Annotated in this window: 14 protein-coding genes and 1 tRNA gene; 2 read left to right on the top strand and 13 right to left on the bottom strand. The window is 67.4% G+C overall.

What is annotated here, in order from left to right; all coding sequences use genetic code 11:
* Positions 1 to 32: 32 nt before the first annotated feature.
* Both metE and F8O07_RS02690 read right to left on the bottom strand, forming a co-directional pair.
* Complete coding sequence (gene metE, locus F8O07_RS02695; RefSeq protein WP_158030622.1) at positions 33 to 2381, bottom strand: 5-methyltetrahydropteroyltriglutamate--homocysteine S-methyltransferase; 2349 nt, start codon at positions 2379 to 2381, stop codon at positions 33 to 35.
* On the bottom strand, positions 2333 to 3484 hold the full coding sequence (locus F8O07_RS02690) for a methylenetetrahydrofolate reductase (RefSeq protein ID WP_158030621.1): 1152 nt from the start codon (positions 3482 to 3484) through the stop codon (positions 2333 to 2335). The genes metE and F8O07_RS02690 overlap by 49 nt, the downstream gene beginning before the upstream one ends.
* A gap of 622 nt (positions 3485 to 4106) precedes the next feature.
* On the opposite strand from F8O07_RS02690, the gene F8O07_RS02685 reads away from it, so the two are divergent.
* A tRNA-Gly gene (locus F8O07_RS02685) sits at positions 4107 to 4180 on the top strand.
* Positions 4181 to 4257: 77 nt separating this feature from the next.
* On the opposite strand, the gene F8O07_RS02680 is transcribed toward F8O07_RS02685, so the two are convergent.
* Positions 4258 to 6348: a DUF6541 family protein gene (locus F8O07_RS02680; protein ID WP_158030620.1), complete on the bottom strand. Its 2091-nt coding sequence runs from the start codon at positions 6346 to 6348 to the stop codon at positions 4258 to 4260.
* A gap of 164 nt (positions 6349 to 6512) precedes the next feature.
* On the opposite strand from F8O07_RS02680, the gene F8O07_RS02675 reads away from it, so the two are divergent.
* A complete protein-coding gene (locus tag F8O07_RS02675; RefSeq protein WP_192496604.1) occupies positions 6513 to 8498 on the top strand; it encodes a polysaccharide deacetylase family protein in 1986 nt (661 codons plus the stop codon).
* 21 nt (positions 8499 to 8519) lie between these two features.
* Here the strand turns inward: F8O07_RS02675 and F8O07_RS02670 are convergent, their stop codons facing one another.
* The 10 genes from F8O07_RS02670 to F8O07_RS02625 all read right to left on the bottom strand — a co-directional run bounded on the left by F8O07_RS02670 (position 8520) and on the right by F8O07_RS02625 (position 16609).
* A complete protein-coding gene (locus F8O07_RS02670; protein WP_158030618.1) occupies positions 8520 to 9995 on the bottom strand; it encodes an ATP-dependent DNA helicase in 1476 nt (491 codons plus the stop codon).
* Positions 9992 to 12019, bottom strand: a complete 2028-nt coding sequence (locus tag F8O07_RS02665; protein WP_225733140.1) for a cytochrome c oxidase assembly protein — start codon at positions 12017 to 12019, stop codon at positions 9992 to 9994. Before F8O07_RS02665 ends, F8O07_RS02670 begins: the two co-directional genes overlap by 4 nt.
* Positions 12020 to 12130: 111 nt before the next feature.
* Positions 12131 to 12418, bottom strand: coding sequence for an HU family DNA-binding protein (locus F8O07_RS02660; RefSeq protein WP_158030617.1), 288 nt, complete (start codon positions 12416 to 12418; stop codon positions 12131 to 12133).
* Between the two features lie 105 nt (positions 12419 to 12523).
* A complete protein-coding gene (gene rpsN, locus F8O07_RS02655; protein ID WP_158030616.1) occupies positions 12524 to 12829 on the bottom strand; it encodes a 30S ribosomal protein S14 in 306 nt (101 codons plus the stop codon).
* A 5-nt stretch (positions 12830 to 12834) separates the two neighbouring features.
* Entirely contained in the window at positions 12835 to 13002 is a 168-nt protein-coding gene (rpmG, locus tag F8O07_RS02650) for a 50S ribosomal protein L33 (protein WP_158030615.1), read from the bottom strand.
* The gene (gene rpmB, locus F8O07_RS02645; protein ID WP_158030614.1) at positions 13002 to 13238 is read right to left on the bottom strand and encodes a 50S ribosomal protein L28; all 237 of its coding nucleotides are present in this window, start codon (positions 13236 to 13238) and stop codon (positions 13002 to 13004) included. The genes rpmG and rpmB overlap by 1 nt, the downstream gene beginning before the upstream one ends.
* A gap of 213 nt (positions 13239 to 13451) precedes the next feature.
* On the bottom strand, positions 13452 to 13868 hold the full coding sequence (locus tag F8O07_RS02640; protein WP_318655749.1) for a transcriptional repressor: 417 nt from the start codon (positions 13866 to 13868) through the stop codon (positions 13452 to 13454).
* A gap of 145 nt (positions 13869 to 14013) precedes the next feature.
* Positions 14014 to 14904, bottom strand: coding sequence for a metal ABC transporter permease (locus F8O07_RS02635; protein ID WP_158030613.1), 891 nt, complete (start codon positions 14902 to 14904; stop codon positions 14014 to 14016).
* A complete protein-coding gene (locus F8O07_RS02630) occupies positions 14901 to 15767 on the bottom strand; it encodes a metal ABC transporter permease (RefSeq protein WP_158030612.1) in 867 nt (288 codons plus the stop codon). The genes F8O07_RS02635 and F8O07_RS02630 overlap by 4 nt, the downstream gene beginning before the upstream one ends.
* Positions 15764 to 16609, bottom strand: coding sequence for a metal ABC transporter ATP-binding protein (locus F8O07_RS02625; RefSeq protein WP_158030611.1), 846 nt, complete (start codon positions 16607 to 16609; stop codon positions 15764 to 15766). The genes F8O07_RS02630 and F8O07_RS02625 overlap by 4 nt, the downstream gene beginning before the upstream one ends.
* Positions 16610 to 16639: the final 30 nt, after the last annotated feature.

The raw sequence follows: 16639 nt of genomic DNA, 5'->3' as shown, positions 1-16639 counted from the left end.
TCATCTCAGCCGATCAGGCGACCGGCCAACGCTCAGGCCTCGACGCCGAGCTTCTCACGCTCGGCACGGGCGGCGGCGACCATGTCGGTCAGCGCAGGCACCACCTCTTCGTAGCGGCGTGTCTTCAGCCCGCAGTCGGGGTTGACCCACAGCAGCTGGTCGGGGATCGACTCGAGCGCGATGTCGAGCAGCCCCTCGATGTCGGCCTCAGTGGGCACGCGCGGCGAGTGGATGTCGTAGACGCCCGGCCCGACCCCGCGGCTGAAGCCGGCGGCCTTGATGTCGCGCACGATGTCCATCTTCGAGCGCTCGGCCTCGACCGAGGTCACGTCGGCGTCGAGCCCGTCGACGGCGTCGATGACCTGGCCGAACTCCGAGTAGCAGAGGTGGGTGTGAATCTGCGTGCGGTCGGCGGCGCCGGCGGTCGCCAGACGGAACGACCCGACCGACCACTTGAGATAGTCGGCGTGGTCTGCGCGCTTCAGCGGCAGCAGCTCGCGGATGGCCGGCTCGTCGACCTGTACGATGTCGATGCCCGCGGCCTCGAGATCGGCGATCTCGTCGCGCAGCGCCAAGGCGACCTGGTCGGCGGTGACGCCCTTCGGCTGATCGTCACGCACGAACGACCAGGCCAGAATCGTCACCGGGCCGGTGAGCATGCCCTTGACCTGCTTCTCGGTGAGCGACTGCGCATAGCTGATCCACTCGACCGTGAACGGCTTCGGGCGCACCACGTCGCCCCAGAGGATGCTCGGGCGCGTACAGCGCGACCCGTACGACTGCACCCAGCCGTTCTCGGTCACGTCGAAGCCCTCGAAGTTCTCGGCGAAGTACTGCACCATGTCGTTGCGCTCGGCCTCGCCGTGCACGAGTACGTCAAGACCGATCTCTTCCTGCAACTTCACGACGTCGGCGATGTGCCCCCTGATCTGCTCGTTGTAGGCGGCCTCGTCGATCTCACCCTTGGTGAACTGCGAGCGCGTGCGGCGGATCTCCGGCGTCTGCGGGAACGATCCGATGGTGGTCGTCGGCAGCAGCGGCAGCCCCAGCTCGGCCTGCTGCACCTGCGCACGCTCGGCGTACGGGGTGCGTGTGAAGTCGGCGTCGGTGAGGGCCGAGATGCGTGCACCCACCTCGGGGCGGTGCACGCCGGCATGCTCAGCGCGGGATGCCAGCGCGGCAGCCGCTTCGTCGAACGCTGCCTGCACCCCCGCTTTGTCGCCGTCGTAGGCGCGGGCGAGTGTGACGATCTCGACGACCTTCTCTGCTGCGAAGGCCAGCCAGGAGCGCAGTTCGTCGCTCAGCTTCGACTCATCGTCGAGCGTGTGCGGCACATGGAACAGCGAGGTCGAGCTCGAGGCCACGACTCGACCCGCCAGCGGGCGCAGCTCTTCGAGCTTCGCGAGCGCGGCATCCAGATCGGCACGCCAGATGTTGTGGCCGTTGATCACACCGGCGACCACCACTTTGTCTTTGAGTCCGGTCACGCCGGGGGTGTCTGCGGCAGGCACGTCGCCTTCGACCAGGTCGAGTGCGATGCCCTCGATCGGGGCCTCGGCCAGTGCAGGCAGTGCCTCGTCGAGAGCGGCGTACGACGCCTGGGCGAGAATCTGCGGGCGGGCCTCGAGCGCGCCGAGCACCTCGTAGGCGTGCTTCGCCGCTGCGATGAGCTTCGGGCGGTCACTGGGCAGCAGCTCGCTGACCAGCGCCGACTCGTCGAGCTGCACCCACGGCGCATCGAGCTCGGCGAGGCCGGCGAGCACCTCGGCGTAGACCGGCAGCAGGTCGTCGAGGCGGTCGATCGGGTCGAAGCCCTCAGGAGCGTCGGCCGTCGGCTTCGCCAGCGCGAGCAGCGTGACCGGGCCGACGATGACCGGACGGGTCACGAACCCGTGCGAGAGCGCCTCGGCGAAGAGCAGGGCCGGCTGATCGCTGCCCTGGCGGAAGGTGGTGTCGGGCCCGATCTCGGGCACGAGGTAGTGGTAGTTCGTGTCGAACCATTTGGTCATTTCAAGCGGCTGCACGCGGTCCACTCCGCGAGCGGCGGCGAAGTAGCCGTCGAGGCTCAGGCTGCCGTCTTCGTCGACCCACTGGTCGAAGCGCTTCGGCAGGGCGCCCACGAGCACGGTGGCGTCGAGCACCTGGTCGTAGTAGGAGAAGTCGCTGGCGATGCTGGCGTTGTGCGCCTCGAACCCGAGGTCGTGGAGACGGCGCCAGTTGGTCGCACGGATCTCGGCTGCCGTCTCGGCCAGCTCCTGTGCCTCGATGCGGCCGCCCCAGTAGCGCTCGAGCGCCTTCTTGAGCTCTCGGCTGCGACCGATGCGCGGGTAGCCTAGTGCAGTGCCGCCTTCAAGGCCGGCCCCTGTGTGTTGAGTAGCCATGGTTCTCTTCCTGTGTTCTGGCCGAGCGCACCTGCAGGCGAAGAGCTGAGGGCGTCGAACACCCTGAGCGCGGTCGGCTCGTCATTCATGGTGAACAGCTGTATGCCCGGGGCTCCGGCTCGCGCCAGCTTCTCAGCCAGCTCAACTGTGTTCTGCACCGCGATGTCGCGGCGAGTCTGTGCATCCGGTGCGGCGCCGAGCGCTGCAGCGAGCGCAGGCGGCGGGGTCAGCCCGGAGAGTTCTGAGATGCGCTCGAGACGGCGCACCGTGGTCGTGGGGGTGAGGCCGGGAACGATCGGCAGCGTCGCACCCGTCTCAGCGACCAGGTCGAGAAAGCGCGCGTAGTCCTCGGCGTCGAAGAAGTGCTGCGTGATCGCGAAGTCTGCACCCGCCTGCTGTTTGCGGGCGACGTTCTCGGCGTCTTCGCGCAGATCTTGACTGTCGGGATGCCCGGTCGGGAACGCTGCGCCGACGATGCGGATGCGCTGCCCCGCCGCTTCGGCACGCTGGCTCACTCGCGCGATCAGGTCGGTGGCGTGCGGCAGCACCAGGCCGCTGCCGTCGTCCCGGGCGTCGCCGCGCAGAGCGAGGATGCCCGTGACACCGGCTTCGAGCAGCTCGTCGATCGTCTCGTCGAGCTCGCGCAGAGACGTGGCCTGACAGGTGAGGTGTGCATAGGTGGGCACTCCGGACTGTGCGATCCAGGTGACCAGCTCTTTCGTGCCCTCCTGACGGCTGCCCGCCGCGCCGTAGGTCACTGTGACGAAGTCGGGACCGAGTTTCAGGAGCTTGCGCACTGCGGCGACGTTGCGTCGCAGCTGCGGCACTCCCCTGGCTGGGAAGACTTCGAGCGAGAGCGTGGGCGCTTCGACGCTCGGCAGGGTGTCCCATGCGGGCGTGATGTGCGCTGCGGGCGCATGCAGAGCATCCGCCGCATCATCGCCGTCGTCGAACGCGTCTTCGCCGGACAGACCGAAGCGACTCGCGCTGAAGCGGCGCTCAGCAATAGGCTCTTCGGCGCTGGCTCCGGTCGAGACGGCAGCATCGTTCGACCGCGCGACCTGGGGTCGACGGTCTGCTGCGGGCTGCGCGCTGGCGGTCATAGTGGTCTCATCGTATTCTGCGTCGCTGCGCCGATGCCACACGTGTGACGTCACGTTACATCGCGGGGCGCTTCGGGGGTCTGGTTTCGGTGCGGTTGTCGGCGAGATGGTTCCGGTGCGGTTGTCGGCAAGATCGTTTCAGAGCAATTCGGGCATCGAGAGCACAGAAGACGCGGCCAAAACCGATTGATACGCACGTCTTCTGCACACTCGCCGACATTGAACGGGTTCTGCACTCTCGGGGCGGCATCCCCGGGGCTCAGAGCAGGTTCTGCACTCTCGGGAGCTGCCGCGATCACACCTCACCGCCACGGATTGGCAGAAAGGGGGCATTTTCGAGCGATCCCGGTACATTCCGTGCAATCCGTGCGGCTACACTCTGGGCGATCCGTGGTGCCCGCATTCCGTGCAATTTCGTGGCGACGCCGACCAGCCGAGGCAGCTCAGCAAGCGGGTTTCTGAGCAAAGAGACTGATCTGTGGCTGCACGTCTGGGCTGTTGCGCAGCTGAAAGTCGAAGTTCGAGGCACAAGACCGCGTCGGCAAGCAGAGCGACCCGAGAATCCGTGCAGGTGGCTGAGCGGCTCACCGTTCTGATACCCTTACAGGCGGTCACAGACCATGCGGCTGTAGCTCAATGGTAGAGCGCACGCTTCCCAAGCCTGATACGCGGGTTCGATTCCCGTCAGCCGCTCCATTCGGCTCCGTCTGCAGCAGAGCTCGCACCAGTCAGCCGCTCGACCGGCCCCAGCAACACGCGCGCCGAGCATCCGCTCACTCCCAACACCCGGTCAGCTCGACCAGTCGCGCCCGTCCCTGCGAGTACACCACTGTGCCCACTTCGGGCGGAATGTCGCTCAACCCGGGCTTCTTCACGTTGTCGACGATCGCGTCGCCGAAGTCGAGCACGAAGTGCAGATCGTTCGCACGCACGATCGGGCATGTGCGATCCTTCCAGCTGGCATCGCTCAAGTGCCAGTCCAGCGTCTGCAGATCGTCAGGCACATCGCTGAGAATGTGCACGCGCGTCACCGGCACGTTCTCAAAGGCATAGGCGAGCGCACCTCCGTTGCCCGGGTCGACCAGCACGGTCTGCCCCGTCGGCACGAAGTCACGCAGGTGCGTGAGAACATCGCGCTCATCGGTGTTCAGCAGCTTCGACGTCGGCGCGATGACGTAGTCACGCTGCGCCCAGCTCACCACCTGTGCGATCGCCCCGTTGCGAATCGGCAGCACAAGCACCGCGGCCAGCATCAGCAGCAGCACCCCAGCCACCGCCCGCCGCATGGCCTGCGCAGACCGTGACAGTCGATGAGCGTGCTTCGGCCCGATGCGCATGACCACGATCGTCACCAGCGCCCAGACCGTCGTGAAACCGATGACGGCCAACGGCAGAAAGCCGAACACCGTGAGCCCGGCGATGCGCTTCGGGTCGCGGTAGAACCCGGCGGTGAGCACGTCGCGCAGCAGCGGAACCGGCGACGCCACCACCACCAGATACAGCACCACGGTGAACCCGAACACGATGATCGGCCACCACCGCCGCGAGCGCAGGCAGCGCACCAGCCCGATCAGCGCCAGCACGCTGACTGCGATGGCCGCGGGGCGGTCGACCGGTCCGTTCGTCACGATGTCTGCCAGAGCGTCGCGCAGGTTCTCGTCGGCCTTCCACGGTGCCACGTCGAGCCCGGTGCGCAGCACGCCCCACAGCAGCACGAACACGCCGGCGACCGACCAGATCGTGATGCGGGTGCCGCGCACGCCCAGCCAGTCGACGAGCGTTTCGGCGGAGGCCCCGCTCACTCCCGCCTCTGCGCCGCCGGCCCGCAGTCGGCGCAGCTGCGGTCCCAGCGTCGCGAAGACGATCATGGCGGCGAACCCCACGGCGGCAAGCAGCGAGTTCGGGTGTGCGAGAGCGAGCCCCGGCAGCACGAGCAGCAGGGCGGCTGCCGCATTCAGACGGTGCCGAACCGAGTCAGGCCGCTGACGGCAGATCGAGAGCGTGAGCGCCAGCGCCGCGGCGATCAGCGAGTTACCCAGCAGGTTCGGGTAGAGCGGCCCCCAGTGCAGAAACAGCCAGGGGAACGCCGGAAAGCAGGCGCTCAGCAGACCGCCGGCGAGGCTGCTCGCCAGGTTCGGCCCGCCGATGGCCTGTGCGAGCCAGATCGCTCCGAGCGGCCAGATCACGGCGCTCACCACAAGCGCCACGACGTTCGTGGCCTGCGGCACGCCGATTCCGCTGAGCTGTGCGACCAAAGCCACCACGTCGTGCCAGGCGGCCGGGTAGAACGACGAGTTGTTGGCCTTGTTCGTGATCGACCACAGTGTCAGCGACGATCCGTCTCCGCTGTCGAGAATCGCGCGCACGGCGTTGAGATGAAACGTCGTGTCGAACAGCTGCATGATGTACTCGGCGTCGGGCACCAGTCTGAAGAAGGTCGTCGAGATCAGCACCACCGCGGCGATGAGCGCCAGCAGCCCGGGGATCACACCGCGGCGCCAGGCACCGGTCGCCGGCTGCGACACATCGGGACCGGCCGAGACGGGCTGCGCACCGCACGCCACCGACGCCGGACGACGAGCCAGCATCCGCCGAATGACACGACGAAGCACGACGACCAGCGCGAGAGCGACCGCCCAGCCGATCAGCAGGCACCACAGCGACCAGTGCAGGCCGAGCCGAGGGGTGACGATCGCGCTGACCGCGATCACCGAGACCGATATGGGCGCAGCGGCGCCCCAGACGGCCATACCGCGCAGCCCGAGCACACGGGCGAGCACTGCGCCCGGCACGAGCAGCAGTGCGACAGCGACGAGCATGGCGGGCACCAGCTCGACCCAGGTCTGCGCCTGTGTGAGGTCCATCGTCGTTCTCTGCTCTCGTTCGTTCCCTGAGCACCTGCTGTGCACGGTCTTTCCATTCTGCCCTGCGCGATACGCTGATGTATGCAAGCGCGCGTGAACGCGCAGCCATGCACAGCACCACCACAGAGCTCGAATGGCTTCTGCATTCGAAAGGCGATTCACACATGACCGACAGCTCGACCGACGCGTCCACCGACCAGCCGGAGCTTCCTCGTCGACGGTTTCTCGGGCTCGTCGTGGGCACGCTCGTCGTCGGATCCGGAGTCGCCGCAGGCGTCGTGACCGCGGTGCAGAACCACCAGCGGGGCGCACTCGGGTTCGTCCAGACCGGCGACACCGCCGATGCCGACGCCGCGCCGGTGGTCGACGCAGGATTCGGCGAAACGGTGCCAGTGATCGCCGCAGCGGTGACCGGCCTCGGCGTGCAGCGCACCTTCACGCTCGATCCCTCAGTGTCGTTCGCCGGCCGCTGGCCCGTGCTCACCGGGCAGGATGCGTTCAACGGCCGCGTCGAGGCCTGGGTTCGCCGAGCGCTGCAGGACTACGCCCACGAGTACGCCCGTTCCGGTGGGTTCTCTCCAGTGCTCACACCGGTGCCCGGCCATGCCGACGACGGCTCATACGTCGCACCGGCAGAGGCGGTCGACACCGCCGATGCACTGCGCGCCGGCACCTCGACCGCTGGCTCGACCTGGAGCCGCCCCGATGCCGCACAGGTCGTGGGCTTCAGCGCGGGCAGTCTGCTCGACACCGTGCCGCTGCCCGGATCGACGCGCAGCGATGCCAACTCCAGGCTCACCGACCGTGCCGAGTTTCCCGAGCCACAGGCGCACGGGCACCTGCTGGCCGTCAGCTGCGACACGACGCAGGCCACCGGCTCCGTGCTCGGCGTGCAGCTGCGCGCCACCCGCGCCGCCACCGTCGACAACGCCCATCACACGCTCTTCGAGCAGCGACAGAGCGTGTTCGTCGACATCTCGAGCGGCACCGCCGGAGTCGGCGGCAGCCTGCTCACCTCCGGTGGGCGCAATCGCGCCATCGCCGCCCTCGCCACCCTTTTGGGCACCGATCTCGATGCCCCCATCGGCTCGTCGAAGAAGGACGCGCCGGGCTACGACCCGCTGCGCGACGCGATCGACCGCGGCACCCTGCTCGACGATGTCTCGTTCGACCACAGCGGACAGCTCGTGCTGCGTCTGGCCGTCGAGACCGGGCGCCTCAGCGACGAGCAGCGCGAGCAGTGGGCGGCCGGTCTCGCCACGCCAGGCCTGCTGACCGTGCGTGTGGCGGTCGCAGACGACGACTGCACCGAGTTCGGTCGAGTGGTTCGGCAGGCGGCCGTGCGGCGGATGCCATGGTCGGGCCCGGCTCGCACCGGCGCAACCGATGCGCAGGCGGCTCGAACGCAGGTGTCGTTCGCCGCGCCTCTTGCGGCGGAGGCGACCATGGCATCCGCCGTCAGCACGCTGAGCGCCGACCAGAGCGCGCAGGCCGAACCGCACGACGACGGGCCGGTGCGCCCCAGCGCATACGTCTGGCCGACGCCGGCCGACCTCGTCGCATGTGCCGCGGTGACCTTCGACGACGGGCCGAGCGACTACACCGACACGATCATGGGCGACTTCGCCGCGGCGGGGTCGCACGCGTCGTTCATGGTCGAGGGGCAGCATGCCGTGATCTATCCGCAGCAGATTCGCGACGAGATCGCGCAGGGGCACACGGTGTGCAACCACACGTGGGATCATCCCGCGCTGACCGATCTCACCTCGGCGCAGGTTCGAGACCAGCTGACTCGCACCGATGATGCGGTCGAACGCATCTGCGGGGTGCGCCCCGCTCACGTGCGGCCGCCGTACGGCTTCTTTGACGATACGGTCGCGCAGGCGTCACCGCACCCGTTGGTGCTGTGGGACGTCGACTCGCTCGACTGGAAGGAGCCCGGACAGAGCGTCGTGCACGACAAGATCCTGCGCGAGGCGAAGGCCGGGTCGATCGTGCTGATGCACGACGTGCACGAGCCGACCATGGAGATGATGCCGAAGCTGCTGCACGATCTGCGCGCCTCGGGTCTCACCCTGGTGAATCTCGACACGCTGCTGGCACGGGTGCCCGCGCAGCAGACGCAGAATGTCATTCACCGTCTCGGGTAGCCCCGCGGTGTGCCGGCCCGGTCAGAACATCGGAGCGGATGCCGTGCGCATGAACTCGAGCACGCGACGGTCGACGATGATGTCGCCTCGTCGCACCGGCCGCGCCAGGTAGAGCCCGTCGAGGCTCGTCAGCCGACTCAGCGCGACGTAGGTCTGCCCGGGGCTGAACGCTCGCGTGCCTAAGTCGATGACCGCGCGGTCATAGGTCTGCCCCTGCGACTTGTGCACGGTGACGGCCCAGGCGAGCCGCAGCGGAAACTGCGTGAACTCGCCGATCTGATCCTGCTCGATCGTCTTCTCGTTCGGGTCGAAGGTGTACTCGTAGCGTTCCCAGACCACCGGCTCGACCTCGACGTCCTCGCCGTCGAGCTCGACGACCACGACGTCGGGGCGGATGCTCACCACCTTGCCGATCGACCCGTTCACCCATCGGCCGTCGGGGTCGTTGCGCAGAAACATCACCTGCGCGTCGACCTTGAGCTCGAGCTCGGGGTCGGCCGGGAACGCGTTGCCGAACTCCCCGTCGATCTGCGCCCGCGCGACCTTGGTGCGCCCGGGCAGCCGCGCGAGCTCGGTGGCGTTGCGCTCGTCGACGATGCGGTTCGTGGTGGCCAGCGTGATGATCGGCTGATCGGGATCGGGGTCGCGGTGGCCGATCTGGTTCAGCCGCGCGATCCAGTGATCGGGCACCGTGCCCTCGCGCACCGCGTTCAGCAGCTGCTTGAACCCGTCGTGGTTCTGTCGGTGGATGTTCGTCAGCTCGTAGACGCTCACCGTCGCCTCGGCCCACACATGAGCGTCGAAGAACCACTGGCTCGCATAGTGCTCGGTGTAGAACGCGCGCTCATCGGTCGAGCGCGGCGGCACCGGTGCCAGCTGGTAGGGGTCGCCGAACATCACGATCTGCGCCCCGCCGAACGGCGTTCGACTGCGCTTCTTGGCCAGTCGCAGGCTGCGGTCGATCGCGTCGAGCAGGTCAGCCGACACCATCGAGACCTCGTCGATGATCACGGTGTCGACGGCAGCGAGCACCTCACGGGTCTCGCGACTCATGTACCGCGCGATCTTGGCGACGTCCTGCACGCCGACGCGCAGTCCGAAGAGCGAGTGGATCGTCTGACCGCCCACGTTCAGCGCCGCGACACCGGTCGGAGCGCACACCACGACTTTGCCCGGCAGCTCGCGCATGAGCCGAGCGAGCAGCGTCGACTTGCCGGTGCCCGCCCGCCCGGTGACGAACACGCTCTGCCCGCGCATGGCGGCGTCGATGACGGCCTGCTGTTCGCCGGTGAGCGTGATGCCGTCGGCGGATGCCGCAGCGCTCTGATGCACCCCGGTCGCGTCTGTCGTCGGGTCGGCTTCCGAGCCGGCTCGCCCGCCGGTCGTCGTCTCAGACGCCGTCTCGACCTCTGCCTCAGAACTCGCCGCAGTCGCCGCGACGTCGTCTGCCTCGCTGCTCTCGGTCTTCGCGCCTTCGCTCGCTGCGGGGTCGCTCATGCTCTGCTTCCCTTCGAGTTCTCGGCCTCTGCCGACGCCTCGTCAGCAGACTTGTCGGGCCCGTCAGAGACCGGGTGCCGCAGACCTGCCAGCATCTCGTTGTAGGCGTTGAGCTCCGCCTCGTCGGTTCGAGCCGCATTGCGGTCGCTGCGCCGGCGCTCTTTGGCATCGCTGCGAGACCACAGCAGCCCGACAAGCAGAGCCAGGACGATCGTCGGGAACTCGCCCAGCCCCCACGCGATTGCACCGCCGATCTGCTGGTCACGAATCGCGCTGTCTCCCCAGGTGCGACCCATGGCCCCGTACCAGTCGGCCTCCTGCAGACCCGTGCCCATCATCATGAAGATGCCGAAGAAGGCGTGGAAGGCCATCGTGACCACCAAGAAGAGCAGCCGCACGGGATACGGCGGCCGGTTCGGCCCCGGGTCGATGCCGATCAGCGACTGCACGAACAGGTAGCCGCTGATCAGAAAGTGCACGATCATCCACTGATGACCGAGATGGTCGCGAGTGGCCCAGCCGAACAGCGGCGTGTAATAGAAGACCACGAGTGAGAACGCAAAGATGAACGCTGCGACCACGGGGCCGGCCACGAACTGCCCCCACGGGCTGTGCACGGCCCAGAGAATCCACTCGCGACCTCCCCGTGAGCCGTCGGTGCGTCGGGTGATCGCCCGCATGCACAAGGTCACCGGCGCCCCGAGCACCAAGAAGAGCGGAATCAGCATGGTGAGCATCATGTGCATCGTCATGTGCACGCTGAACAGATACGTCTGATAGAGGTTGAACGCACCGTTGGTCGCCCAGAAGAGGAAGAGCACGCCGATGCTCCACAGCAGCGTGCGATGCCATGGCCAGCGATCGCCCCGCCGATGCAGGCGCCAGGCCCCGATGAAGTACAGCACGAGGGCGAACGCGCACACGACCAGCCAGATCGGGTCGATGCGCCAGACCGTGATGTACGTCAGCCAGGTGGGTTCGGGCGGCACCGGCTCGCCGGTGAGCAGCTCGGCCGGCGTCGGATCGCTCGACAGCTGCTGCGGAATCGGTGTCGCCGTGCGGCCGAGAGCAGCGGAGAAGCCGCTGACCATTCCCATCAGCGCGAACTCGCAGGTCACGATCCACCCAAAGGCCCGCTTCGCAGTCTCTGACGCGTGCAGTCGCCTGATCAGCCGCAGACGGTTGACCGCACCCGCGGCGCCGAGCAGGATCAGCCCGATCGCCTTCCAGATCACGATCTGGCCGTAAGCGGTGCTGAACAGCTGGTCCCAGGTTCCGACGCGCAGCACGGCGTTGGCTACGCCAGAGAACGCGACGAGCAGGAACGAGACCAAGGCGAGCGACGAGTAGCGTTCGGTGACCGCCTGCAGATGGCGCCCCAGCTTCGGCGACACTGCAGCGAGGACGACGAGACCGCCGATCCAGATGGAGGCTCCGCCCAAGTGCAGCAGCATCGCGCTGACCGCCAGGTTGTGGCCTGCGGTGCCCGCAGCGTGCCCGGCAGAGGCCAGCGGGATCAGCCCGGCGAACGCGGCGAGGAGCACGAAGAGCACGCCGATCTGGCCGCGCACGCCGGCTGTCAGCACCGTGACGACTGCGGCGATGCAGATGCTCCACAGAGCGAGCTGGCCGACCTGCACCTGCGTGAGGAACAGCCAGAGTCTGGCCCCGAAGGTCTCCGAGCCCCAAGAGTCAGGGTCGAGCGAGATGTACGTGAGGATGGTCGACAGCGCACCGCTGATCGTCCAGAGTGCGGCGGCGACCGCCGCGATGTTCAGCGATCGGTTGTAGGCGCTCTTCCATTTCGGCGACAGCGCCCAGACTGCCATGATCAGGCCACCGATCGTGACCCCGATCGAGATGTTGTTCAGAGCCTTGGTCGCGGGCAGCCCCCACCGCACGACCGCACCGGGGTCGAGCAGCACGGACGTCGCCGCCGCACCGCCATGCACCAAGGCCAGAACGAGCCCGATGCCGGTGGCGACGACGCCGAGAAGAAGAGAGAGAAGGGTCTTGCGCTGCACCACACCAGCCTAGTGCCACCCGCAGACGCACGCAGATCGGGTGCAGCCCCCCTGCAGACGCAGAAAGGGCGCATCCCAGAGGATGCGCCCTTTCGAATGAAGCGGTGAAGACTACTTCACTGCAGCCTTCAGCTTGCTGCCTGCCGAGATCTTGACACCCTTGCTTGCGGGGATGTTCAGGGTCTCGCCGGTCTGCGGGTTGCGGCCGGTGCGTGCGGCACGGTTGGTGCGCTCGACTGAGAGCCAGCCGGGCACGCTCACCTTGACGCCATTTGCGATGTTCTCCGAGATGGTCGCGAAGACGGCATCGAGAACGCCGTTCACAGCGGCCTGGGTCTCGCCGGTCTTGTTCGCGACCTCAGCGACGAGCTCGCTGCGGTTCAGGGTGTTGTCAGCCATGAGTGCTCCCTAGTGTTCAGTTCGATTTTGGCTACGGACAGTTCGTTCTGTGCTTGAGATCCGCGGTCCAGCGCCGAAACGCTGCAGAACCGACGGATCATCAGGCTACCAGCTGGACTTGGTGATGCCTGGAAGCTCACCGCGGTGAGCCATATCACGGAAGCGCACACGAGAGATGCCGTAGGCGCTCAGGTGGCCGCGGGGACGACCATCGATGGCGTCGCGGTTGCGCACGCGCACCGGCGATGCGTTGCGGGGCAGCTTCTGCAGGCCGACGCGGGCCTCTTCGCGCTGCTCGTCGGTCGAGTTGGGGTCGACCAGCTGCTTCTTGAGCTGAGCACGCTTCTCGGCGTACCGCTCGACGATCACTTTGCGCTGCTCATTGCGCGCGATTTTGCTTTTCTTAGCCATGCTTCTTAGCGCTCCTCGCGAAACTCGACGTGTTTGCGAACGACCGGATCGTACTTCTTGAGCACGATGCGGTCAGGGTTGTTGCGGCGGTTCTTGCGAGTCACATAGGTGTACCCGGTGCCTGCGGTCGAACGCAGCTTGATGATGGGACGAACATCAGACTTCTTAGCCATCAGAGCTTCACCCCTTTAGCGATCAGTTCCTGCACGACGGCATCGATACCGCGGCTGTCAATGACTTTGATGCCCTTCGCCGAGACGTTCAGCGTGACCTTGCGACGCAGTGAAGGAACGAAGTACGTCTTCTTCTGCACGTTGGGGTCGAATCGGCGCTTGTTACGCCGGTGCGAATGCGAGATGCTGTGTCCGAAGCCCGGCGTGGCTCCAGTCACCTGGCAGACTGCTGCCATGGTTTCCTCCTGTACCGTGACCGCCCCGATGGCGTTCACCCAAGATCTCTTGTCGGCTGTGATGCGGGGTTCCGCATCACGCGATGCAGACGTGGAAGATCTGCAACCTATGCAGTCTATTGGTTTTCACGCCCAGACCGCAACAGACACCGGTGTTCCGACCGCCGTGCGTCGTCTGCGCCGGCTCAGCGGGAGAAGCGCGACCGCAACCGGTCAGCGGCGCTGCCCCGCGCGCTCTGCAGTGCAGTCCGGGCACAGACCGATCACGTCGATCACGTGCGCCTCGTCGGTGTATCCGTGTTCGGCGGCCACCATATGCGCCCAGCGCTCGACTGGAGGAGCCGAGATCTCGACAGTCGCCCCGCACTGTCGGCAGATCAGGTGATGATGGTGAGCTTCGTTGCCGCAGGCCCGGAAGAGCTGCTGCGCATCGGCGTCGATATGCACGTCGGCCTCGCCGTCTTCAGCCATGCGGCTGAGCGCACGGTAGACCGTGGCGACGCTGACCGTCGACCCGGCATTGGCCATACGAAGGTGCAGACCCTGAGCGCTGATGAAGCCGTGCTCGCGTTCGAGGGCCTCGCGCACCGCGGTCTGCTGCCAGGTGTTGCGCCGTTTCACATCGGTCATGATGCCTCCATTGTGCCACCCGAACACGTCGTCTCGTCAGTCTTTTCTCGACGCGGCCCCGCATGCCGGAGGCAGCCGCGACGGCCTGGACGCACGGCTCACGGCTGTCTCAGGTTCGACGACTCTGCCGCACGAGCACCTCGGGTCAGCGTGAGGTCGACGCCCTCGGGCTGTCGGCCCGTGTGCGTGCGCTTCGTGCGGATGCCGCATTCGGCCCGCCTCGACGCATCAGCCCGAGTGTGCGACGCAGCCCCCACGACACCAGCAGAATTCCGGTGGCGCTGAGTACGATCGCAGGCCCGGCGGGCACCGGCCACCGTGCCGAGATGAGCAGCCCGACGACTCCGCTCGCCGCACCGAGGATCGGAGCGACGAAAAGCATCCCGCGCATGCTCACGGTCAGCTGCGCTGCCGCGAGAGCCGGGGCAGCCAGCAGCGCGATCGCCAGGATCGCTCCGACCGCGGGCATCAGCGCCACCACGGTGGCGGTGATCAGCACGAGCACCACCGCATCGATGCGCCAGCCGCGAAACCCGGCCGCCTCGTAGCCCGCCGGGTCGAAGGTCGAGAACAGCAGCTGCCGCCGCAGCAGCACGATCGCAGAGATCGAGATCACGAGCAGGATGCCGGCGAACTGCACATCCGGCAGGTCCACCGCAAGAATCGACCCCGTGAGAAACGTCTGGACCCGAATGGGCAGCGACGGGTTCAGCCCGGTGAGCACGGTACCCAGAGCGAACCCGCCGGTGAGCACCACACCGCTGGCGACGGCGGCCCGCTGGCGAAACCAGGTCGTCAGCGCGAGCATCACCAGCGTGAGCACGACCGCGAAGATCGCATTGCCGATGAGCACGTTCCAGCCGAGCAGCACGGCGATGATGCCTCCGGGAAAGGTGGCATGCGTCAGCGCCGTCGCGAAGAAGGTGCGCTTGCGCAGCACCACGAGCACGCCGACCAGCCCGGCGAGCGCACCGACCAGCACCGCCTCGACGAGCGCTTGGCCGAAGAATCCGATGGCGTCGGTGAGCACGTTCATGACGCACTCCCCCGTCGCAGGCGGTGCAGCCCGACTCGTCGCACGGCACCGGCAATGAGCGACGCGGCGTAGATCACCACGAACGCCCCCACCACGGCGCCGCTCGGCGACAGGTTCACGCCGCGTCCCACCGAGACGTCGAAGGCGACCGCCAGCCCGGCCCACCCAGCCGCCAGGGTGAACACCCCTGCGAGCACGACCATGCCGATGATGCCCGCACCGAAGTTGCGCGCAGACGCAGCCGGAATGATCAGCAGCGCGAGCACCAGCAGGTTGCCGAGCACCTGCGAGCCTGCGACGACCGCCACGGCCAGCGACATGTTCAGCACGAGGTCGGTGACGACAGGCCGAAAGCCCGCAGCACGCGCGCCCTCTGGGTCGAACGCCCGATAGAGCTGCCCGCGTCGGGTCACGATCATCGCGACCACAGCGACTGCGGCGACGATCGCGATCGACCAGAGCTGCGCCGGACGAATCGCGAACATCTGCCCGAAGAGCAGCAGCTCGAGCTGCCCCGGAAAGCCGCTCGCCGAGACGGCGATCACGCCGATGCTGAACGCCGTGGTCAGCACCACCGCGACCGGGGCGTCCGCCTGCCTGACCCGGGTCGCGGTCAGCGTGAGCACAGCGGCCGCGATCGCCCCTGCGATGATCGCTCCGGACAGCGCCCCGTCACGACCGAACGCGAGCGCCCCGATCGCCAGCCCGGGAAACACCGCATGCACCAGACCGTCTGAGACGAACTCGAGGTCGCGCAGAGCGACGAATGGGCCGATGGCCGCGGCCAGCACGGCCAGCACGACGAACGCGAGCAGCGCGCGCAGCATGAAGTCGTACTGCAGAAACGGGGCGATCAGGTTCATCGGTGGTCTCCGAGCGCCGCGATGTGCGGATCGGACCCGGTGTCATGTGTGCCCGAATCCGGGTGGTGGGGGCGCCAGCTCGACGAGAAGGCCTCTGCCACGTCGCTGCCACCGCTGTAGGCCTCTTCGATGACCTCCGGGGTGAGCACTTCGTCGATCGGCCCGAAGGCGACCTGTCGTCCGGCGAGCACCGCCACATGCGAGCACACGACTCGCGCGAGGCCGATGTCGTGCGTCGAGAGCACGACGGAGAGACCGTCTGCGAGCAGGGTCTCGAGAATGCGTTCGAGGGCGGTGCGGTTGGTCTCGTCGAGACCGTTGAACGGCTCGTCCAGCAGCAGGATGCGCGGGTCGCCCGCCAGCGCACGCGCCAGCAGCACTCGCTGCTGCTGGCCGCCGCTCAGCAGACCGAAGCGCCGGCTCGCGAGCCCGGTGAGTCCGACCCGGTCGAGGCTGCGCTCGATGACCGCACGGTCGGCGGCGCTCGCCCGACGCACCCACCCGAAGGGCCGACCGGTCTGTCTGCGGTAGCGCCCCATCGCCACCACCTGACGCACCGTCACCGGAAAGGCCGCATCGATGTCAGTGGTCTGGGGCAGGTAGCCGACGTCTTCTCGAGCGTCGGCCGGGCGGCGACCGAGCACGGTGATCGAGCCGCGCTGCACGCGAAGCAGCCCGAGAACGCCTTTCAGCAGCGTCGACTTGCCCGAGCCGTTCGGTCCGATCAGCGCGAGTGCCTGCCCCTCGCACAGCGTGCCGTCGACGTCGACGAGCGCAGCTGTGGTGCTGTCGTAGCCGAGATCGGCATGGGAGAACTGCAGGGTCGGCTTGGGGGCGTGCATGGTGTTCACTGTATCGGCACTCGGTTCTGA

The organism is Pseudoclavibacter sp. CFCC 13796 (assembly GCF_008831185.1).
In the GTDB taxonomy this organism is placed as follows: domain Bacteria; phylum Actinomycetota; class Actinomycetes; order Actinomycetales; family Microbacteriaceae; genus Pseudoclavibacter_A.
This window is presented reverse-complemented; position numbering and strand designations above follow the sequence as displayed.

Bases quoted from the DNA above. Each gene is read 5' to 3' on its own strand.
- metE (WP_158030622.1), bottom strand. From the start codon at position 2,381: ATGGCTACTCAACACACAGGGGCCGGCCTTGAAGGCGGCACTGCACTA.
- F8O07_RS02660 (WP_158030617.1), bottom strand. From the start codon at position 12,418: ATGGCTGACAACACCCTGAACCGCAGCGAGCTCGTCGCTGAGGTCGCG.
- rpsN (WP_158030616.1), bottom strand. From the start codon at position 12,829: ATGGCTAAGAAAAGCAAAATCGCGCGCAATGAGCAGCGCAAAGTGATC.
- F8O07_RS02690 (WP_158030621.1), bottom strand. From the start codon at position 3,484: ATGACCGCCAGCGCGCAGCCCGCAGCAGACCGTCGACCCCAGGTCGCG.
- F8O07_RS02625 (WP_158030611.1), bottom strand. From the start codon at position 16,609: ATGCACGCCCCCAAGCCGACCCTGCAGTTCTCCCATGCCGATCTCGGC.
- F8O07_RS02670 (WP_158030618.1), bottom strand. From the start codon at position 9,995: ATGAGCGACCCCGCAGCGAGCGAAGGCGCGAAGACCGAGAGCAGCGAG.
- F8O07_RS02640 (WP_318655749.1), bottom strand. From the start codon at position 13,868: ATGACCGATGTGAAACGGCGCAACACCTGGCAGCAGACCGCGGTGCGC.
- rpmG (WP_158030615.1), bottom strand. From the start codon at position 13,002: ATGGCTAAGAAGTCTGATGTTCGTCCCATCATCAAGCTGCGTTCGACC.
- F8O07_RS02630 (WP_158030612.1), bottom strand. From the start codon at position 15,767: ATGAACCTGATCGCCCCGTTTCTGCAGTACGACTTCATGCTGCGCGCG.
- F8O07_RS02680 (WP_158030620.1), bottom strand. From the start codon at position 6,348: ATGGACCTCACACAGGCGCAGACCTGGGTCGAGCTGGTGCCCGCCATG.
- rpmB (WP_158030614.1), bottom strand. From the start codon at position 13,238: ATGGCAGCAGTCTGCCAGGTGACTGGAGCCACGCCGGGCTTCGGACAC.
- F8O07_RS02675 (WP_192496604.1), top strand. From the start codon at position 6,513: ATGACCGACAGCTCGACCGACGCGTCCACCGACCAGCCGGAGCTTCCT.
- F8O07_RS02635 (WP_158030613.1), bottom strand. From the start codon at position 14,904: ATGAACGTGCTCACCGACGCCATCGGATTCTTCGGCCAAGCGCTCGTC.